We start from the raw sequence: 14,632 nt of genomic DNA on the forward strand, positions 1-14,632 counted from the left end.
CCAACAGGCGTACGACACCTGCCGCGCCCTGGGCTGTTCGCACCAGCGCACATTCGCGGCGTACGCACGACGACCCGGCCGGGGTCCCCGGACGAAGGTAGAGACCACCGAGAGCTACCCGAATCCGGCCCCTGGAGAGGCAACTGCCGTGGCTACCTTCCTCAGTCGACTCGGCCGGAGTGCGTTCCGCCGACGCTGGACCGTCCTCCTGCTGTGGACCGCGGCGCTCGTCGCCGTAGGCATCGGCGCCGTCAAGGCGCCCGCCGCCGACGACAGCAGCACATCCTTCATGCCGGGCATCGAGGCGCAGAAGGCCTTCGACCTGATCGGCCGACGCTTCCCCGGCGCCGACGCGGACGGCGCCACCGCACGCGTGGTGTTCATCGCACCCGACGGCCAGAAGGTCACCGCGTCGCACACGCGAACGGTCATCGACGACTTCGTCACCGAGGCCGGCAAGAGCGCGCAGGTCGCGGGCGTCGTCAGCCCGTTCAAGGCCGGGGCCGTCAGCAAGGACGCCTCGACGGCCTACGCGACGGTCACCTACACCGTGGCGAGCGGCGACCTGAACGACTCCGCGAAATCCGCCCTCAAGCACGCCATCGCCGACGCCCGGGACGCGGGCGTCACCGTCGAGGCAGGCGGCACCGCCGTGTCGAGCCAGCCGGAGGCGGGCGGCCCCGCCGAGGGGATCGGCGTCGTCATAGCCGCGATCGTCCTCCTGATCACCTTCGGCTCCCTCGCGGCGGCCGGGCTTCCGCTGCTCACCGCCCTGGTCGGCGTCGGCCTCTCCATGGCGGCGGTCCTGGCCCTGGGCAGCACGTTCGGCCTGTCGATGACCACCGGCACGCTGGCCTCCATGCTGGGCCTGGCCGTGGGCATCGACTATGCCCTGTTCGTGGTCTCCCGCTACCGCGAGGAGCGGTCCCACGGCCGCGCACCGCGCGAGGCGGCCGGCCTGGCCGTCGGCACCGCGGGCTCCGCCGTGGTGTTCGCGGGCCTCACCGTGATCATCGCGCTGGCCGGGATGTCCGTCATCGGCGTGCCGATGCTGACGAAGATGGGGCTGTGCGCCGCGGGCGCGGTCGCCGTGGGAGTGCTGGTCGCCCTCACCCTCGTACCGGCGCTGCTGGGCCTGTGGCCGGACGCGGTGCTGGCGCGCGGGGTCCGCAGGAAGCGGCCCAAGGCCCTGCGCAAGCAGGCACGCGGGACCAACGGCGGCTCCCGGTGGGCGCGTTTCGTCGTACGCCGCCCCCTGACCGTCCTCCTGCTCTGCGTCACCGCCCTCGGCGCGCTGGCGCTGCCCGCCACCAGCCTTGAGCTGGGCATGCCGGGCGACGAGGCCAAGTCCACGTCGACCACGGAACGCCGCGCCTACGACGCCCTCGCCGAGGGCTTCGGTGCCGGGTTCAACGGGCCGTTGACCGTGGTCGTGGACGCCAGGAAGGCCGACGACCCGCAGGCGGCGGCCAAGACGATCGCCGAGCGGATCAAGGACACGGCCGGAGTGGTGACCGTGAGCGCCGCCCGGTTCAACGCGGCGGGCGACACCGCCCTCCTCTCGGCCGTGCCGAGCACCGGCCCGAACGACCAGCACACCAAGGACATCGTCCAGACCATCCGCGCGGAACGCACCGTCCTGGAACGGACCACCGGCGCCACCTTCGAGGTCACCGGCAGCACGGCGATGAACATCGACGTCGCCACCAAGCTCCAGGACGCCCTGCTCCCGTACCTGATCGTGATCGTGGGCCTGGCCCTCGTCCTGCTGATGCTGGTCTTCCGCTCGGTCCTGGTCCCCGTCAAGGCGGCCTTCGGCTACCTGTTGTCGGTGCTGGCCGCCCTGGGCGCGGTGGTCGCCATCTTCCAGTGGGGCTGGGGCGCGAGCCTGCTGGGGGTGGAGCAGACCGGTCCGATCATGAGCCTCATGCCGATCATGATGGTGGGCATCGTCTTCGGCCTGGCCATGGACTACGAGGTGTTCCTGGTCGCCCGGATGCGCGAGGCGTACGTCCACGGGGAGCGGTCCGAGCAGGCCGTCGTCTCGGGCTTCCGCCACAACGCGCGGGTCGTGGTCGCGGCGGCGGTCATCATGATCGCGGTCTTCTCCGGCTTCATCGGCTCCGGCGAGTCGATGATCAAGACAGTCGGCTTCGGCCTCGCCGTCGCCGTCCTGTTCGACGCGTTCATCGTCCGCATGGCCATCGTTCCGGCCGTCCTGGCCCTGCTCGGCGACAAGGCGTGGTGGCTCCCCCGGTGGCTCGACCGCCTGTTGCCCCGCGTGGACATCGAGGGCACGGCACTGACCGGCGCGCGGGGCGAGGACTCCAGCGCGGCCGAGCCGCGGGAGACGGTACGGGCGTGAGCCCCGGCCCTTGTCAGAATGGTGTCCGTATCCGGCGTGGAGAGACCGAGCCATGAACATGAGCAGCACGAGCTGGAAGGCCAGGGCCGCCCGGCACCCGCGCGCCACCGAGGCCGTGGCGCTGCTGCTCCTGTTCGCGGTGACCGTGGTGGGAACCGTGATGACGGCGGTGATCAGCGAGAAACCGCTGCCGCTGTGGCCAGGCCTGGTGCTGTCGTCGGCCGCGTGCCTGGCACTGCTCCTGCGCCGCCGGTACCCCCTGTCGGTGCTGGCCGTCGTCGGCGCCCTGACCATGGCCGAGGGCGCGATCGGCTACCTTCTCAGCCCGCTGATCATGGGCCCGTTGATGACGGTCCTGTATCTGCTGGGCCTGCGCGCGGACCGCACCACCTCGCGCAACGCCGCCCTGCTCGTGACCACGGCCCTGGTACTGACCGCGCTGTTCCTCGATCCCCAGGGCCACCCGGTCATGCTGGGCGTGGTCAACCCCGCGGCCTGGGTCCTGCTGTCCACGCTCCTGGGCAGCTACGTCGCCGTGCGCCGCGCCTACGCCGCCGAGCGCGTCCGGCAGGAGGAGCAGGCCCGTGAGGACGAGGCACGCCGCCGGGTCGTCCAGGAGCGCATACGGATCGCCCGCGAACTGCACGACGTGGTCGCCCACCACCTCGCCCTGGCCAACGCCCAGGCGGGCACGGCCGTACACCTCTACCACTCGCACCCGGCGGAGACGTACGAGATGCTGACGGCCCTCTCGGAGACGACGGCGGCAGCCCTGCGCGAACTGAAGGCGACGGTGGGAGTGCTACGACAGGACACCGAACCGGAGTCGGACGACGGCCGGTCTCCGGCCCCCGGCCTGGCCCAACTGCCCGACCTGACGGCGTCCTGCGCCAGCGCCGGCCTGGCCGTCACGGTCACCGTGGAAGGCGATCCCCAGCCGCTCTCACCCGGCACGGACCTGACGGCGTTCAGGATCGTCCAGGAGGCACTGACCAACGTCACCAAGCACGCGAGCACCCGCCGGGCGGACGTGAGACTGACCTACGTCCCGCACGCACTGACCCTGACGATCACCAACGACACACCGTCCCCGGCGGTGGTGGAACCGGTCGGCCGGGGCTTCGGCCTGATCGGCATGAGGGAGCGGGCCCACTCGGTGGGCGGAACCCTCACCACGGGCCCGCGCCCCGGGGGAGGATTCCAGGTCCGCTGCACCCTGCCCCTGCATCCCACAGACTGAATCCACCTCAATCCACCTGATCCAACTGAATTCAAGGCGCCCCATGACGACCCCGATCCGCGTCCTCCTCGCCGACGACCAGGCCTTGCTGCGGGCCACCTTCCGCATCCTCATCGACACCGACCCGGGCATGACGGTGGTCGGCGAGGCGGCGAACGGCAGGGAGGCACTGGAACTGGCCCGCGCCGAACACCCCGATGTCATCGTGATGGACATCCGCATGCCGGGCACCGACGGCCTGACGGCGACCTCCCTGATCGCCGCGGACCCCGGCCTGGCCGCGACCCGCATCCTGATCCTGACCACCTTCGAGGACGACGAGAACGTCGCGAAGGCCCTGCGAGCGGGCGCCGGCGGCTTCCTGGGCAAGGACGTCAGCGCCGAGGGCCTCCTGGCGGGCATCCGCACCATCGCCGAGGGCGAGACCCTGCTCTCCCCGACGGCCACCCGCTCCCTGATCACCCGCTTCCTGGCCACCCCGGAACCCAGCCGCCCGGACTCCCCGGAACAGCTGGCCTCCCTGACCGACCGCGAGCGCGAGGTGATGTCGCTGGCGGCGCTGGGCAAGAGCAACGACGAGATCGCCGACCACCTGGTCGTCAGCCCCCTGACGATCCGCAGCCACATCCACCGGGCGATGACCAAACTCCAGGCCCGGGACAGAGCCCAACTGGTGGTACTGGCCTACCAGACGGGCCTGGTCCGCGCCGAACCCCCGCCTGCCGCGCGCTGAACGGTCCGGCCGCGGACACTGCACGGTTCGGCCGCGGACACTACGACACCGACCGGTCCGGCCGCGGGCACGACGACGCGGGACTGCTCCTCGCCGGTGGCCGGTGACACGGCGGCAGCCCCGTCCGGGACCGGAGACGGACCGGAGACGGACCGGAGACTCTGCAGACTCAGACCTCGCAGAAGCCCAGGTCTCTGAGGGCTGTGTTGATCTGCTTCCCCTGGGCCTCGGTGATCGTGACGTCCTTGTAGGTGAAGCGCTGGGCGGCGGCCTGGTCGGACTTCGCGCTGTCGTCGCCTATGACGCCGCACTGGTTCCGCGCGGCCTCGATGGCCTTGTCCTCGTACTTCACGATGTCCGGTTTGACGGCGGCGAGGGCGCTGAGCAGCTCGGCCCGCGCGGCCCCCGTCGGCACCCTCGGGACGCCGTACGTCTTCTCGGCGCTGGCGGCGCCCGTCATCTTGTCGGCGGCCGGTGTGCTGCTGCTCTTGGAACTGTCGGCCTTGTCGTTGCTGCTGCATCCGACGAGGGTGACGGCGAGCGCTGCGGAGACGGCGGCGGTGACGGCGATGCGGGTGGTGTGCATGTTCCCCCCAGGAACGTGGGTTGATGGGGGGAATAATGCGCTCCGTATAGACTGCGTGGACGGAATGTATCCGTCTCGTGACGTACAGGAAAGGGGCCGGTGACCTGAGTGATATTCAGGTCACCGGTCGCTTCGGCGAGGGCGGGTGACGGGACTCGAACCCGTCACTCACCGGGGCCCCCGCTCGGGGCTCCGGCCGTCGGGACCGGCACGCTGCGTCGCAGTCCGCGTACCCGCCGTGCGGCCAGCAGAACGTGCGGAAACACCACCGCCAGGAGCACGGCGGCCTCGGCCGTCCTGTGGTGCCGGACCAGCTCCGCCGTCGTCAGGACGACCGCCACCCCCGAGACGGCCAGCGAGATCACCCGGTGGAAGCGGCTCACCTCCGAGTGCGGCCAGTCGTCGGGGTGGGCCGGCTCGGGTGCCTCGGGCACCGCACGGCGGTACCCGGCGAAGACCCGGGACGCCCAGGCACTGGTGGGCTGGCGGCCGTAGAGATCCAGCACCGCCACCACCGCGAGCAGCACCAGGACGTACGCCGCGACGATCAGGATCTCGGCGCTCATGGCGGTGCTCATGGCATCACCGGACCGGAGGGCGGACCGAAGGTGTCCCCGGGAGGCCCGCCGTGGACCGATCCACCGGCCGACTCCATCGGCCTTTCCGGCCCCACCTCGGTGAACAGCAGCATCTCCTCGGGGGCTTCCGGCAGTCTGGTCCTGCCCACCCGGTGCCGCACGCCCAGCCAGGTCATCCACAGCAGCGGCAGGGCACCGCCGATGATGAAGACCAGGTCGCCGGGCAGCCGCAGCCACTCCAGGAACGCGTTGGGCTCGCTGCGCAGATAGCCCAGACTGCGGCCGTCGGCATATCCGCTGGACACCACCTTGTAGAGCTGCAGGGCACCGGTGGGCAGCAGGGTGGCGAAGTTCATCCACAGCAGACCGAGGTTGAGCGACCAGAACGAGATCTTCGGCCAGCGGTCCGACCACTGGTCCTCGGGAATCAGATAGCGCAGCGCGAACACGGAGAACCCGACCGCGAGCATGCCGTAGACGCCCATCATCGCGCCGTGCGCGTGGTTGGCCGTCAGACCGGTACCGATCTCGTAGTAGGACACGATCGGCAGGTTGATCAGGAAGCCGAACACACCGGCGCCGAGGAAGTTCCAGAAACCCACGGCGGCCAGGAACATCACCGCCCAGCGGTGGGGGAACGGTGTGACGGATGTGCTCTGCCTGCGCGCTCCGATCTGCAGGAACGTCCACGCCTCCACGGTCAGGAACAGCAGCGGCACCACTTCCAGCGCGGAGAACATCGCACCCAGCGCCAGGACTTCGGCGGGCTCGCCCGAGAAGTACAGGTGGTGCATGGTGCCGATCACGCCGCCGGTGCTGTACAGCACGATGTCGAGGAAGATCACGGCGAGGGCCACCCGCTCGCGCACCACGCCGAGCAGGACGAACAGATAGGCGACCGTGGCGGTGGTGAACAACTCCATGAAGTCTTCGACCCACAGGTGCACCACGATGAACCGCCAGAAGTCGGCGATGACGTAGTCCGTGCGGGGGCCGGCCAGCAGGCCCACGGCATAGAACACCGGGAGGGCGAGCGCGGCCAGGAAGAACACCCACGGCATGTTGGCCACGTTCTCGTGTCTCAGCGTCTCGGAAACTCTGTGTGTGCCTGGGTGACTCAGGCTTTTCGGGCGCGGCGTGGCCGTCTGCCGCCGTCGTGGGGTCCGAACCTCGGGGTGAGGGTGTGGACTTCGGTGGCGTGCAGGTGGTGGAAGCCGGTCCGCTCGGCGGCGCGGGTGCGCCGTCGACAGGTTTCGCGGGAGAGCCGTCTGCCTTGGGCCGGAAGGGGCTCTTCCGGCCCAAGGCAGAGGGGTACTTCATGACCTGGCCCCCGCCGCCCCGAAAGGGGGGTGGGGGTCTGGGTGTCATGCCCCGCCGGACGCTGGACCACCCCGGTGGGGGTGGTGGCGGGGACCGTACGCACATCGGGCGTACGGCGGGAAGTCTTTGACCGGCGGGCCGGGGTGGGCCGGGCCGGTGTGGGGCGCATCTTGCCGGGAGTGGTCTTCTGCCCGCGCGCGTGGGCGGGCCGGGTGGCCGCGTTGCGGGCGCGGCGCAGGCGGCGGGTGGTCTTCTTCGGCCGTCGCACGCAGGTGACGGTGCCGTCCACGGTGGTGCGGATGGTGCGGGTGCCGGTGGCGCGGTCGGTGGTGGTGTGGGATTGGGCGAGCAGGCCGCGCGAGACGATGCGGCGGGCGGCTGCGTGGTCGCGGTCCATCGACAGGTGGCAGCCGGTGCAGTGGGCCCATTTCCAGCCGCGCTCGCCCAGCCGGTCGGGGGCGGGATGATGGGTGAGCGGGCCGAGGCAGCCGGGGCAGCGGGCGGAGGTGCCCCTCGCGGGGACGGTGACCACCGCGATGCGCGCCTTGGCGGCCAGGTGCCGGATTGCCTCGACGACGGTGCCGCGGACCTGCCCCGCCAGCCGGGCGTTACCGCGCCTGCGGCCGCGTGCCTGAAGGGTGGTGAGGTCTTCGAGGTAGATGACGGTGGCGCCGAGCGCCTGCGTCTGGTCGACTGCCCAGCGGGCGGCCGACCAGGCCAGCGCGTCGTTGAGGTGCCGGATACGGGCGCACACCCGGACATGTTCGCGCTGGAGCACCGCCGCCTTGTCCGGCAGGACGTCCCCGTGCGGGTGCGGGGCGCCGGGGTGGTTGGCGAGGGCCTGGTAGTGGTCGCGTTTGGCCGCGAGGTGTTCGCGGTGGGTGCGCAGCCGGTGGAGCTTGGCGCTGACCGCAGTGGCGTCGAAGATCAGGGGGCGGCCGTCGGTGACCACCCGCCTGCTCTCGCCCCGCCCGGTCAGGCGGCCCACCGTGCCGGTGAGCAGGGTGTTCACGCCCCAGTCGAAACCTGCCGCCACCTGGTGTCCGGTGGCCGGGGCGGTGGACAGCGGCCTTGAGTGCGGCAGATCCACCGCGATACGCCCGGCCGGGGTCGGGCGCAGAGTCGGGGCGTGCAGGACGGCGTCCGGCCCGACGGCAGGCGGCAGGCGCAGGTCGATGACGTGCCAGGCCCAGTCGAGGCGGGAGACGGGTGCGGCCGTGAGGGGGAGTTTCACCCGCAGCCGGGCCCGGGCCGCATCCAGGCGTTCCAGGGTGGTCTGCTGGCGGTCCATCGCCGCCAGCAGCACCGAAGCGGCCACCGCAGGGGGTTGTTCCAGCTCGCACAGCCCCGACGGGAGCCGCCCGGCACGGGTGCGGGCCCAGTCGCGGATCTGCCGGGTCCGGTTATGGATCTGAGCCGCACTCGTCCCGGCCGGCAGTACCTCCCGCAGAGCGGCCCACTCCGCCCGGGTGCGCCGGGAGGGATCGGCGGGCCACGTCGCCAGCAGTGCCATGACCACAGCCCGGCGGTGCAGGGCCAGGCGCAGCGCGCGGGCGGCCTGCTCCTGGCCCGCCCGCCGTACCCGGTCCGACACAAACACCCCCACACTCCCGCCCACACCGCCACACTCGGCAGAGGCAGAGGCAGAGGCAGAGGCACAGGCACAGGCACAGGCACAGGCAGAAGCCGGGCCTGGAGTGTTCCAGCCCAGGCGGCGCAGGGCCATCCAGCCCTTGGACGGCAGCGCCTCGCCCCGCTCATCGACTCCGGCGGCCAGCACATCCAGCGCTGTCTCGTCCCACCGGGCCGCGACCAGCCGGGCGGCGAGGTCCTGGCACAAGGCGGCCAGGAAACCCACCCGTTCGCACAGCACCCGCTGCCCGACCCTGTGGCCGCCGTCCTCCAGGACGGCACCAAAAGCGGTACACGTTGCCGTCGCCATCAACCTAGCCACAGCCATCCTCCGCCCGCACGGCTTCGGCTTCGGGAGCAGCGAAGCACCCCGGACCTCCGCTGCCGGTGCCGGAAGCAGGATCGCCGATCCGCTCGTCGGCCTCGGCCAGCAGCCGTCGCCGTGCTTCACATGAGCGCATCCCGTACATCCGTCCGGCGAAGGCGGCCACCAGGAACATGAAGTCGTCCAGCAGTTCCTCCCTGCCCCCCGCCGTGCCCTTGGCGTGCAGGACCTCGACCGCCACCTCGCGATGGGCCAGCACCTCGATCAGCCAGCCCGCACCGAACCGGGCCAGACGGTCACGATGCGTGACCCGCACATGGGTGAACTCCCCCGCCGCCGCCCGCTTCAGCAACCGGTCAAGACCCGGACGCGACTCCCGCAGCCCCGAAGCCCGGTCCCGGAACACCGCGACCACCACACCCGAAGCCGAGCCCCGCAACTCCGCCTCCTGCGCAGCCAGCGACGACTCCTGCCCACTGGTGCCCGAGACCCGCACATACAACGCCTCACGCCGCTCAGCCGACGCCGCACTCCCCGTCAACGCGTCCAACGCCTCGACGGAGAAACGCCGTTCCCGGCCCACCCACACCACCGCAACCCTGCCCTCGTTCGCTCACAGCCGCAGCGTCCCCGGGTGCACACCCACCCTGCGCGCGGCCACCGCCAAACGAAGAAGCTCCATGACCACGGACCCTACGGCCGCATCATCACCGGACAGCCCAGACCAGCATGAACCCCCACACAATCGCATGACAGATCACCGGATTACCCACAGATCCACACCAACCCTGCTATGCAGCATCAACAAGGATCCGTAAGCAAAGCATTCAACAGTTGAAGACCCTGCCGCGCAGCCCGCGGAAGAGGATCACGACCCAGAAGATCAGACCGATGATCAGCAGGGTCTGCCACAACCGTCCCAGGTCCAGGTACTCCCACGACTGACTGCCGAACACGCTCCAGCCACCGTGGAACCAGTTGCGCTGGCTGGCCAGTTCGCCCACCAGGCTGCCGACGACCACCACGACCGGGGCCCCGAGCAGCAGCCGGGACAGCAGCGCCTGCCCGCCCGGCTCCCGGCCACGGGCCACGAGCGGGGTGATGAAGATGCCGATGGCCAGGAACGAGGTGACCACCCAGAAGATGGACAGCTGGACATGCCAGGTCCGGGTCAGATCGTAGGGAAGCCACTTGTCCAGCGGGATGCCGAAGAAGGTGCCGAGATCCGCCCGGTAGTGCTGGGCGGCCGCGCCGACCAGTGTCTGGACGACGAACAGCCCGGCCATGGCGAAGAAGTACCAGGCGGTGGTGCGCTGCGCCGTGGTGAGTACGACCGTGTCGGGGGAACGGAAGCTCAACTCCCGGTGGTCACGGCGGTGCCAGCCGAGGAAGTTCCACCGGAAGGGGCCGGGGGCAAGCGGACGCCGAGTGATTACTGCCCAGTTGACCAGCCCCGCCCAAGCCGCCGTCGATTTTCCGGTCCGGGTGTCAGACCTGCCGGACCGGGTCCGTGATGCCTCCGGGGCATGCGAGCGCCGCGATGTCCCATCCGGCGCGTCCGGCCCCGGCCCGGTAGGCGCTTTCGTAGAAGGCGAGGACGGCGGCGCGGGGATCGAGGTCGATGCGGGCGGCGGCGTAGGGCAGCACGGCCAGCTGGTTGTCGCTGCGCGTGAGCCACCGTGCGGACGCGGGGTTGAGCGGCTCCTCGGCCAGGCCGGCGGGTTCGGGGGCGGTGTAGGAGTAGAAGGCGGGCTCGGTGAATGTGTCGTCGCCGAACCAGAAGCCGAAGCTGATCAGTTCCCGGGAGTACGCCTCCCGGGTGACGGGGTCGACCTGCCGGGGCTGGTCGATCTGCCGCCCGGAGAACCGGCTGTGGGCGATGTCGAAGGTGTGCCAGAAGTGGTGCACCGGGCTGGTCTTTCCCGAGTACCCCGCCGCGAACTCCTCCAGCACGGACGCCACCTGGCTCAGGATCCGCCAGTAGCGGTTGGCGGCCACCGGATCGTAGGTCGCGTGCTCGGTGTCCTGGGCGAACGGCCGGTCGGCGTCGGGCAGGTCGTAGGGCCTGGGAACGGCGATGTCCACTTGGACGCCCAGCGCGCTCAGAGCGGCCAGGGTCGCGTCGTGGAAGGACGCCACGGACTGGCCCGGAAGCGGGAAGGACCGCTCTTCGCCGTCCAGCGTCGTGACGATGAGCCGGTGGTCGACGAAGTCGAAGTCGATCGCGAAGATCGGATTCCCGTCGACCTGACCCATCGGACGCGTGGTGAGGCCGCGCCCCGTGAGGTGGAACGGGACGTTCCACCAGTGGTTGCGCCGGGCGCTCGCCGCCAGGCGGATCTTGCCGACGATCTGTGCGAAGCGGTGCAGTGTCTCCTTGGTGTCCCGCCACTCCGGCAGCGGCATCGGTGGGAACAGCTCCATCACGCTCCCATGATGACCCGGCGGGCGCCGTCCGGCACCCGCGCGGGGGCCGGAGGGAGCGGTTCGGCCCCACTGTCAGTGCGGTGCGCTTCACTGTTCGCTATGGAGCTCACGCAAGCGACCGTCAGCGACCTGCTGGACCAACTCGGCCCGGAGGACGGCTGTATGTACCTGTCCGGCGAATTGAACCTGCAGGACCTGATCGACCGGCTCAGCGACAGGTACGGTGCCCCGCGCACGCTCGTCCTCGACGGCTTCACCGATCCCACGCTCGACGACTCCAAGGGCGCCGCTCTCCTCGCCCCTATCGAGGACCGGGCCGTGACGATACGGGCGTGGGCGTACGGGGACCAGTGGATCGGCACCGGGACCGCGCGGGACGCCGAAGGGGCTGAGCGGCCGGTGCTGGTGGTCGCCCGCAGGGAGGTGCCGGAAGCCTTGGCGGTTGCGCCGGGCGAGGACGTCGACTGGATGCAGCGGCTCAACCGGATCACCGGCTGGACGCAGCCCGCCCAGCGGCCGGACGTCGACTGGGCCGAGATGGAGTCGCGCCTGGCTATCGTGTTGCCGAGCGACTACAAGCGCATGGTCGAGACGTTCGGCGTGGGCGCTTTCGACGGGTACCTGGATCTGAACCAGGAGCCGTGGACGTCCCTCAGGGAGGACGGTCTGCTCATCTGGGCGGGCACTGAGCACGAGGACCTGTACTGCTGGAGGGCCGAGGGTGACGACCCTGACCGCTGGCCCGTCGTGGTCCGGTCCTTCGACAACGAGGACCTCTCCTTCGACTGCCAGGCCGCGGAGTTCGTCTGCCGCATCCTCACCGACCCGCACCACCCGTATACGATGGCCCGCTACTTCGACACCCACTGGTTCATGAACTACCGGGACAGCGACTGACCGCGTGGGGTCGCAAGGGCAACGCAAGAGGCCGATGACTGCTTTCGCAGACCATCGGCCTCTTGGCAAAGGGTGAGTGACGGGACTCGAACCCGCGACATCCTGGACCACAACCAGGTGCTCTACCAGCTGAGCTACACCCACCATGGGCCGGTAGTTCGGCTAACGCTGTCTCCGACCGGCCGAGAAAAAGTGTACAGGGTTCACAGGGGTGCTCGCGCCCAGGTTTTACGGGGGCCCCGGGCGGGGGGTTTGCGGGGGTCAGCGGGCGGGGACGACGTGCTTCGCGGCGATCGTGCGGGCCGTGTCGGAGTCGGGGCCCGGCTGGGGGACGAAGATCGCCTCGCGGTAGTAGCGCAGCTCCGCGATGGACTCGCGGATGTCGGCCAGCGCGCGGTGGTTGCCGTTCTTCTGCGGGCTGTTGAAGTAGGCCCTCGGGTACCAGCGGCGGGCCAACTCCTTGATGCTCGACACGTCCACGATGCGGTAGTGCAGATAGCTCTCCAGCTCGGGCATGTCGCGCAGCAGGAAGCCGCGGTCGGTGCCGACGGAGTTGCCGCACAGCGGGGCCTTGCCGGCCTCCTTGACGTGCTCGCGCACGAAGGCGAGGACCTGTTCCTGTGCGTCGGCCAGCGTCGTGCCGCCGGCGAGCTCGTCGAGGAGTCCGGATGCGGTGTGCATCTGGCGGACCACCTCCGGCATCGTCTCGAGTGCCGAGTCCGGCGGGCGGATGACGATGTCCACACCCTCGCCGAGCACGTTCAGTTCCGAGTCGGTGACGAGGGCGGCCACCTCGATGAGCGCGTCGTCCGACAGCGAGAGGCCGGTCATCTCGCAGTCGATCCACACCATGCGATCGTTCATATGTCTAACCTTACGGCCCGAAAGGCCGACGGGGGCCGGTCGTGACGTGACCTTGTCATTGCCGGTGGTCCAGACCGGTGGTCCGGATCGGTGGTCCGGATCGGTGGTCCACGTGAGAAACGGGCGGGGCGCGGGGGCGGCTCCGTGACCCTTGCCACGTGCCTGCCCCGGGCGCGCCCCGCCCGTCCTTCAGGTTCCCCTCACGCCCCGCTGCGCTGCCTCGGCAGATACGGGTCACGGCCGTCCAGGGACGCGGACAGCGCTGCTCCGGAGCCCACCGCGCTCGCCGCCGCCGCGGCTGCCGTACGGCGGGCCTGGGGCGGTACCGGGCCCTCCGGGTGGAGTTGCACCGTGGGGCCGCCGGTCATCGTGCTCGCCGGGGGCGCCACGGGGGCGTCGCTCTCGGGGCGGTCGCCCTGCGGGCGGCGGGCGCGGTACGCGGCCCGGTACGCCGCCGGGGACGAGCCGAGCTGGCGGCGGAAGTGACCGCGCAGGGCCACCGGCGAGCGGAAGCCGCAGCGGCCCGCGACCTCGTCCACCGAGTAGTCCGACGTCTCCAGGAGCCGCTGCGCCTGGAGCACCCGCTGGGTGATCAGCCACTGGAGCGGAGCGCTGCCCGTCAGCGAGCGGAACCGGCGGTCGAAGGTGCGGCGGCTCATATAGGCGCGGGCCGCGAGCGTCTCGACGTCGAACTGCTCGTGCAGATGCTCCAGTGCCCAGGCGACGACCTCGGCGAGCGGGTCGGCGCCGATCTCCTCAGGTAAAGACCGGTCCAGGTAGCGCTCCTGGCCTCCCGTCCTGCGCGGTGGCACGACCAGGCGCCGGGCGAGCGCGCCGGCCGCCTCGTTGCCGTGGTCGGTTCGCACGATGTGGAGGCAGAGATCGATGCCCGCCGCCGTGCCCGCCGACGTGAGGACGTCCCCGTCGTCGACGAAGAGCTCTCTCGGATCCACGTGCACCGACGGATAGCGCTTGGCCAGCGTCGGCGCGTACATCCAGTGGGTCGTCGCGGGACGGCCGTCCAGCAGGCCCGCCGCGGCCAGCACGAACGCCCCGGTGCACAGTCCCACGATGCGGGCGCCCTCCTCGTGCGCCCGGCGTAGCGCGTCGAGTGCCTCTTCGGGCGGCGGCGAGGTGATCGAGCGCCAGGCGGGCACGACGACCGTGCCCGCGCGCGAGATCGCCTCCAGGCCATGCGGCGCGGTGAGTTCCAGGCCCCCCGTGGTCCGCAGCGGACCCTCCTCGCCCGCGCACACCAGCAGTCGGTAGCGCGGCACGCCGGCGTCCTGGCGGTCGATCCCGAACACCGACAGCGGTATGGAACTCTCGAAGATGGGGCCGCCGCTGAACAGCAGCACCGCGACGATCTCCTTGCGGCGTCGCCCGGACAGTTTCCGGGCCGCGGCTTCCGGCGCGGCAGCGGAGTCGTGGCTCATACTGCTAAGCCCCCCTCGGTGGTCGCGGCTCCTCGGTTGTGTCGCTCCTGCACGTTTCCCCTCGGTCCTGCACGAGTCCCCCGCCGTAAAGACAGTCAAGATCGAATCTACTGTGTTGCACAGTGCCTGCGTGGCCAGTTCGCCACCCCGCTCAATGTCGACATGGCAACTTGGCGTGAAGCATTCGATCACGAAGCGTTGCACTCGTGGGCCGTGCAGGGAAGTGCGC

13 protein-coding genes and 1 tRNA gene are annotated in these 14,632 nt (G+C 70.6%); 4 read left to right on the forward strand and 10 right to left on the reverse strand.

All coding sequences use genetic code 11. From position 1 onward, the window contains the following. Positions 1-148 precede the first annotated feature (148 nt). The 3 genes from ACSYGN_RS25720 to ACSYGN_RS25730 are packed head-to-tail and all read left to right on the forward strand — an operon-like array spanning position 149 to position 4,338. The gene (locus ACSYGN_RS25720) at positions 149-2,365 is read left to right on the forward strand and encodes an MMPL family transporter (RefSeq protein ID WP_460399531.1); all 2,217 of its coding nucleotides are present in this window, start codon (positions 149-151) and stop codon (positions 2,363-2,365) included. A gap of 52 nt (positions 2,366-2,417) precedes the next feature. Beyond that, a complete protein-coding gene (locus tag ACSYGN_RS25725) occupies positions 2,418-3,605 on the forward strand; it encodes a sensor histidine kinase (RefSeq protein ID WP_460399534.1) in 1,188 nt (395 codons plus the stop codon). A gap of 43 nt (positions 3,606-3,648) precedes the next feature. After that, positions 3,649-4,338, forward strand: coding sequence for a response regulator (locus ACSYGN_RS25730; RefSeq protein ID WP_460399536.1), 690 nt, complete (start codon positions 3,649-3,651; stop codon positions 4,336-4,338). Between the two features lie 169 nt (positions 4,339-4,507). Here ACSYGN_RS25730 and ACSYGN_RS25735 read toward each other — a convergent pair whose 3' ends face one another. From ACSYGN_RS25735 to ACSYGN_RS25765, 7 genes are all read right to left on the reverse strand, one after another. Beyond that, entirely contained in the window at positions 4,508-4,924 is a 417-nt protein-coding gene (locus ACSYGN_RS25735) for a hypothetical protein (RefSeq protein WP_460399538.1), read from the reverse strand. 164 nt (positions 4,925-5,088) lie between these two features. Beyond that, the gene (locus tag ACSYGN_RS25740) at positions 5,089-5,502 is read right to left on the reverse strand and encodes a hypothetical protein (protein WP_460399540.1); all 414 of its coding nucleotides are present in this window, start codon (positions 5,500-5,502) and stop codon (positions 5,089-5,091) included. Further along, on the reverse strand, positions 5,499-6,563 hold the full coding sequence (locus tag ACSYGN_RS25745) for a cbb3-type cytochrome c oxidase subunit I (protein ID WP_460403731.1): 1,065 nt from the start codon (positions 6,561-6,563) through the stop codon (positions 5,499-5,501). Before ACSYGN_RS25745 ends, ACSYGN_RS25740 begins: the two co-directional genes overlap by 4 nt. A gap of 56 nt (positions 6,564-6,619) precedes the next feature. Next, the gene (locus ACSYGN_RS25750) at positions 6,620-8,764 is read right to left on the reverse strand and encodes a zinc ribbon domain-containing protein (RefSeq protein WP_460399542.1); all 2,145 of its coding nucleotides are present in this window, start codon (positions 8,762-8,764) and stop codon (positions 6,620-6,622) included. Between the two features lie 4 nt (positions 8,765-8,768). Further along, positions 8,769-9,368: a recombinase family protein gene (locus tag ACSYGN_RS25755; protein WP_460399544.1), complete on the reverse strand. Its 600-nt coding sequence runs from the start codon at positions 9,366-9,368 to the stop codon at positions 8,769-8,771. Between the two features lie 238 nt (positions 9,369-9,606). Continuing rightward, the gene (locus tag ACSYGN_RS25760; RefSeq protein ID WP_460399546.1) at positions 9,607-10,137 is read right to left on the reverse strand and encodes a cbb3-type cytochrome c oxidase subunit I; all 531 of its coding nucleotides are present in this window, start codon (positions 10,135-10,137) and stop codon (positions 9,607-9,609) included. Positions 10,138-10,267: 130 nt separating this feature from the next. Then, entirely contained in the window at positions 10,268-11,203 is a 936-nt protein-coding gene (locus tag ACSYGN_RS25765; RefSeq protein WP_460403733.1) for a DUF5996 family protein, read from the reverse strand. A gap of 102 nt (positions 11,204-11,305) precedes the next feature. Between ACSYGN_RS25765 and ACSYGN_RS25770 the strand changes: the two genes are divergently transcribed. Further along, complete coding sequence (locus ACSYGN_RS25770; protein ID WP_460399548.1) at positions 11,306-12,103, forward strand: hypothetical protein; 798 nt, start codon at positions 11,306-11,308, stop codon at positions 12,101-12,103. A gap of 71 nt (positions 12,104-12,174) precedes the next feature. Here ACSYGN_RS25770 and ACSYGN_RS25775 read toward each other — a convergent pair. From ACSYGN_RS25775 to ACSYGN_RS25785, 3 genes are all read right to left on the reverse strand, one after another. Beyond that, positions 12,175-12,247: transfer RNA gene (locus tag ACSYGN_RS25775), tRNA-His, on the reverse strand. Positions 12,248-12,364: 117 nt separating this feature from the next. Next, positions 12,365-12,967, reverse strand: a complete 603-nt coding sequence (gene orn / locus ACSYGN_RS25780) for an oligoribonuclease (RefSeq protein ID WP_460399550.1) — start codon at positions 12,965-12,967, stop codon at positions 12,365-12,367. Between the two features lie 200 nt (positions 12,968-13,167). Then, positions 13,168-14,403 (reverse strand): helix-turn-helix domain-containing protein, encoded by a 1,236-nt coding sequence (locus ACSYGN_RS25785; protein ID WP_460399552.1) that lies wholly within the window; start codon positions 14,401-14,403, stop codon positions 13,168-13,170. Positions 14,404-14,632: the final 229 nt, after the last annotated feature.

It is taken from the genome of Streptomyces sp. YIM S03343 (assembly GCF_054729195.1).

Bases quoted from the DNA above. Each gene is read 5' to 3' on its own strand.
- ACSYGN_RS25735 (WP_460399538.1), bottom strand. From the start codon at position 4,924: ATGCACACCACCCGCATCGCCGTCACCGCCGCCGTCTCCGCAGCGCTC.
- ACSYGN_RS25745 (WP_460403731.1), bottom strand. From the start codon at position 6,563: ATGCCGTGGGTGTTCTTCCTGGCCGCGCTCGCCCTCCCGGTGTTCTAT.
- ACSYGN_RS25740 (WP_460399540.1), bottom strand. From the start codon at position 5,502: ATGAGCACCGCCATGAGCGCCGAGATCCTGATCGTCGCGGCGTACGTC.
- orn (WP_460399550.1), bottom strand. From the start codon at position 12,967: ATGAACGATCGCATGGTGTGGATCGACTGCGAGATGACCGGCCTCTCG.
- ACSYGN_RS25750 (WP_460399542.1), bottom strand. From the start codon at position 8,764: ATGGCGACGGCAACGTGTACCGCTTTTGGTGCCGTCCTGGAGGACGGC.
- ACSYGN_RS25785 (WP_460399552.1), bottom strand. From the start codon at position 14,403: ATGAGCCACGACTCCGCTGCCGCGCCGGAAGCCGCGGCCCGGAAACTG.
- ACSYGN_RS25725 (WP_460399534.1), top strand. From the start codon at position 2,418: ATGAACATGAGCAGCACGAGCTGGAAGGCCAGGGCCGCCCGGCACCCG.
- ACSYGN_RS25770 (WP_460399548.1), top strand. From the start codon at position 11,306: ATGGAGCTCACGCAAGCGACCGTCAGCGACCTGCTGGACCAACTCGGC.
- ACSYGN_RS25765 (WP_460403733.1), bottom strand. From the start codon at position 11,203: ATGGAGCTGTTCCCACCGATGCCGCTGCCGGAGTGGCGGGACACCAAG.
- ACSYGN_RS25730 (WP_460399536.1), top strand. From the start codon at position 3,649: ATGACGACCCCGATCCGCGTCCTCCTCGCCGACGACCAGGCCTTGCTG.